Source organism: Mailhella massiliensis (genome assembly GCF_020741395.1).
Taxonomy (GTDB): domain Bacteria; phylum Desulfobacterota; class Desulfovibrionia; order Desulfovibrionales; family Desulfovibrionaceae; genus Mailhella; species Mailhella massiliensis_A.
In genome coordinates, this window is the sequence record NZ_DYZA01000186.1 from 1 (window position 1) to 3714 (window position 3714).

Here is a 3714-nt window from a genome sequence, read left to right on the forward strand (position 1 = left end):
GTACCGCATCCTCTTTGAATCCTTGAGAATAGGTTATGAATTTCCGTTCTGACATACAAATCCCCATCAGGTTACAAAGTTCAGCCTACTGGGGCTTTCTTACTTTGTCCACCTGATGGGGAGCATACCAAGCAAGCGGTATCTGCGGTATCCCCCGCAGGCAGGCTTCGGCCGAACCGCCGGACTTTTCTAAAAACGCAGATGTTCCCCCATCTTTGTCTTCATTACTGTCGGCCACATGGTGAGCAAGATATCTTCAAAACTGCCGGAGTTTCCGTCTCCAAGGCGTCCGACTTGGCACAAGGCTCCGCATTTTCAGCGGGCCCCGCGGGGAAAATTCTCGCCTCTGAACGACGAGGACGTTGCGTGAAAAAGTACTGCCCTCCCCTGCTCTCCGAATAACAAACACAGCTGGGAGGGGGAAATAAAAATCCTGGAGTCGCTTCGCCCTCGCCGAAAGCTTTCCCAAGCAAGAGACGCAGAAGGGCTGTTCTCTCTACTCTTGCTCCGGGAGCGTGGTAAGTGCCCCCGGAGGGATAGATCCCTCTACCCTCTTTTTCCCTACAGCAGAAAGATGCTCCACAGACCGCAAACCTCTTCTGCAAAAGACCTGCTTTTTCTCCCGCGACCTTTTTCCGCCTTCCTGAAAAAATTTAAAAGCCCGAAAATAAAAAAACGCCGCAGAAGGCGATTTGCGGCCCGAAAATAAAAAATCCGCCCCCTGCATCGCAGAAGGCGGATTTTTTATGTATTCTGAAAACGGTTTAAACGCCCTTGTCCAGACGTTGACGCAAAATGGTCAGCGGATGGTCGCAGGGATTACCCGTACCATGGATGATCTGCACCTTGCAGGTACCGCATTCCGTGGCCACCTGGCGGATACCGCTGTCTTTGATGGTGTCGAACAGCTTGGAGCCGATAGCCATGCCGATATCATACTTTTCCTTCTTGAAGCCGTAGCTGCCGGAAATACCGCAGCATCCGGCGTCGGCATTGACGGCTCTGATACCGGGAAGCCTGCGCAGGATATCCAGTCCCGGGAAGCCTATGCCCTGAGCCCGCAAATGGCAGGGCGCATGATAGATGATATCCAGCGGCGTCGTATCCGCATCCGAAAGGTCGAGTTCGCCGCGGTCGATGCAACCGAGAATGAACTCCATGGCATCGCCCAGAGCGGTAGTTTCCATACCTTCGGCCAATTCGGGGAAGAACGCGGGGATTTCCGACTTGAACATGAGCTGGCAGCTCGGGCACAGCGAAAGTACGGGAATACCTTCCTTACGCCACTTGGCAATTTCCTCAAGATTCTTGACGGCGTTCTTTCTGGCGTCCGCTTCAAAGCCGTTGGTATAGAGCGGCGTGCCGCAGCAGCAGAAGACTTCGGGAGATTCCACCCTGTAACCGGCCTTATTGAGCAGCCACACAAGGTCGATACCTGTTTGCGGGGCATAGGCCTTGATGAAGCACCCGGGATAGAAAACCACTGTTTTCGTAAGATTTTCCGGCTGCTTGTACGCTTTGAACATAGCGGGGAACTGCTTGGAGGCAAACTTGGGAAGGTCGGCCTTCTTGCTGACGCCCACCATGTCCAGCACCAGCTTGCTGATGGGGTTCGACATGCCGAAGTTCACGAGGAAGGAGGGGAAATAGCTCACCAGCTTCGCTTCCAGTTCGCCATGGGCAAGTATCCAGTCGCGGAAAGAAGGTCGGTTCTCCCTGCAATATTCCGCGCGGGCAAGCATGTTGATGTTGGATACTTCCACGCCCTGAGGGCAGGAAATATCGCAGTTCTTGCAGTTGGCGCAATAGCTCAGAGAATCGTCTTCGCCGCTGTTGAGCATACGGAAGCGTTCCGACGCGGGCCCCAGCATACGCGGGCCGAGGAACTTCGAGGTGACTTCCGCAACAGGGCACTGCACCACACAGGTGGAGCAGGCAACGCATTTATCGGGATTTATACGGCGATTCATGTCCTACTCCTTTCCGGCCAGCATGCCAGCATACCGGCCCGTGGCAAGAGCCACACCATGGCCGCTCTTTTCGGCTGCGAAGTCGTAACCTCCCAGGATACGACCCGCAAAACGCACGTTCGCAAGCACTTCGTTGCCGTCCGCATCAAGAGGCTTGAGCTCGCTGTTCACGCGCATACCCATGCTGGCAAAGAAGCTTGAGCCGAAGATATCGGGAGACGACCATTCTTCCGTGTTCTCAGGAGCTTCCAGAGGCAGACGGAAAATGCTTTCCCAAGCCTTGCCCGGAGCCGTGGAGATACCGCCGCTCAAAAGGCCGCCCGTGGCAATGATGAAATTGTCCGCTTCCCAGCCGCATTCGCCGTAGGCGGTGACGGAATACAGGGCCTTGCAGACGCCCTCCTCAACTTCGGCGCGCACCACTTCGGCACTTTCCACCGTGTATACGCCCGCAAGATTGAGCGCCTTTTTAAAGGCTTCCCGCATGCGGAGACCGGCAACCCCCGGAGGGATGGACACCATTTCCACAATCTTCACCTTCAACACCGTGCAGAGGTGATTCCAAATCTGCTGGCTGTGCTTCATGCCGCAGATGGGCGGCAGCAGAAGCACGGGGTACAGCTTGGCATAAGGGGCAAGGCTTTCTTCCAGCCACTTCAGACCTTCGGGCTTTTCCACATGGCGGGCGATATCGAGGGGCGTGATGTTGCGGTGAGCATGCTCGATGGGGCAGGGAAGCACGGCTTCCATGAATTCCTTGCCGGCAAACTCATCATAACGGTGCAGCTGATCGATGATGAGCCCGGGATGCACGTCCTTCATGTCTTCCACTGTGACTACGGCGGCACGGTGCACTTCCTTCAGGCAGTCGGGATTGAAGCTGTCGGGGCAGAGGCAGCTGGGCTTCAGGGTGCCCATCACGGTGATGAGCCTGTGATTGCCCTCCGCCGCGGCCATGTCGATGCCGCCCTTCTTGCACACGCCCTTCAGCCAGGAAAGAGCCTCGCGCACCGTCTCCTCTCCGCCGATGAGGCTGTAGGGATGTTCGGCGGGAAGACTGCCCATGGCTTCAAAAGGATCGGCAACGGCGCTGCCGTTCACATAGCCGAGAACATCAATGCAGCCGCTGCTGACGGCAAGAGTGCCCGCACCATGGGTAAGCAGCGTCACGCTCTTGCCGCTCTGCGCCGCGGTCAGGGCAGCGCTCATGCCGGCCAGACCGGAACCGACCACAACAATGTCAGATTTTCTGTTCATCTTTCGCTCCGTCGATGTTCAGCGTGGCAGCGTACACGGCGCGGCCGAGTTCCATTTCACGAGCCTGGAGCCCCCAGAGGGCGGGGCGAAGCCCCTTCCAGCGTTCCTGGAGGAATTCGCGCAGGTTGTCGGCAGGGGACAGGGGGAACGGCATCCGACATTCAGTGAGCGCACCGATGGTGCGCAGCGAACAGTAGGTGCCCTGGCAGGTGCCCATGCCGAGACGGGTGCGCAGGCGCACGTCCGTCATGGACTGGCTGGAAGGATCGGAGGCCACATATTCGATTTCCGCGCGGGAAACCATTTCACATTCGCAGAGCAGCGGGTTGCTCTTCATAGCCGCAGCCCTTTCCACCACGATGGGGAAGGCGTCGCCCAGGCGGTTGGCCACGAGCGGCACGCTGTGCACCGGGAAGTACTTGGCCGCCTTTTCCAACATGGCCGGGGAGGGGCTGTCGATAATGGGTTCAATGGCAGTGCGGCATTC

3 protein-coding genes are annotated in these 3714 nt (G+C 57.3%); all 3 read right to left on the reverse strand.

Going from position 1 to position 3714, the window contains the following annotated elements:
• Window positions 1-764: 764 nt before the first annotated feature.
• Window positions 765-1970, reverse strand: a complete 1206-nt coding sequence (locus tag K8W16_RS09190; protein ID WP_304122852.1) for an anaerobic glycerol-3-phosphate dehydrogenase subunit C — start codon at window positions 1968-1970, stop codon at window positions 765-767.
• Between the two features lie 3 nt (window positions 1971-1973).
• Complete coding sequence (gene glpB, locus K8W16_RS09195; RefSeq protein WP_304122854.1) at window positions 1974-3227, reverse strand: anaerobic glycerol-3-phosphate dehydrogenase subunit GlpB; 1254 nt, start codon at window positions 3225-3227, stop codon at window positions 1974-1976.
• Window positions 3211-3714, reverse strand: a 504-nt coding sequence (locus K8W16_RS09200; protein WP_304122855.1) for a (2Fe-2S)-binding protein, incomplete at its 5' end; no start/stop codon positions are given. The genes K8W16_RS09200 and glpB, both read right to left, overlap by 17 nt.

Excerpts from the sequence above, each read along its gene's own strand:
- K8W16_RS09190 (WP_304122852.1), bottom strand. The coding sequence starts at position 1,970 with ATGAATCGCCGTATAAATCCCGATAAATGCGTTGCCTGCTCCACCTGT.
- glpB (WP_304122854.1), bottom strand. The coding sequence starts at position 3,227 with ATGAACAGAAAATCTGACATTGTTGTGGTCGGTTCCGGTCTGGCCGGC.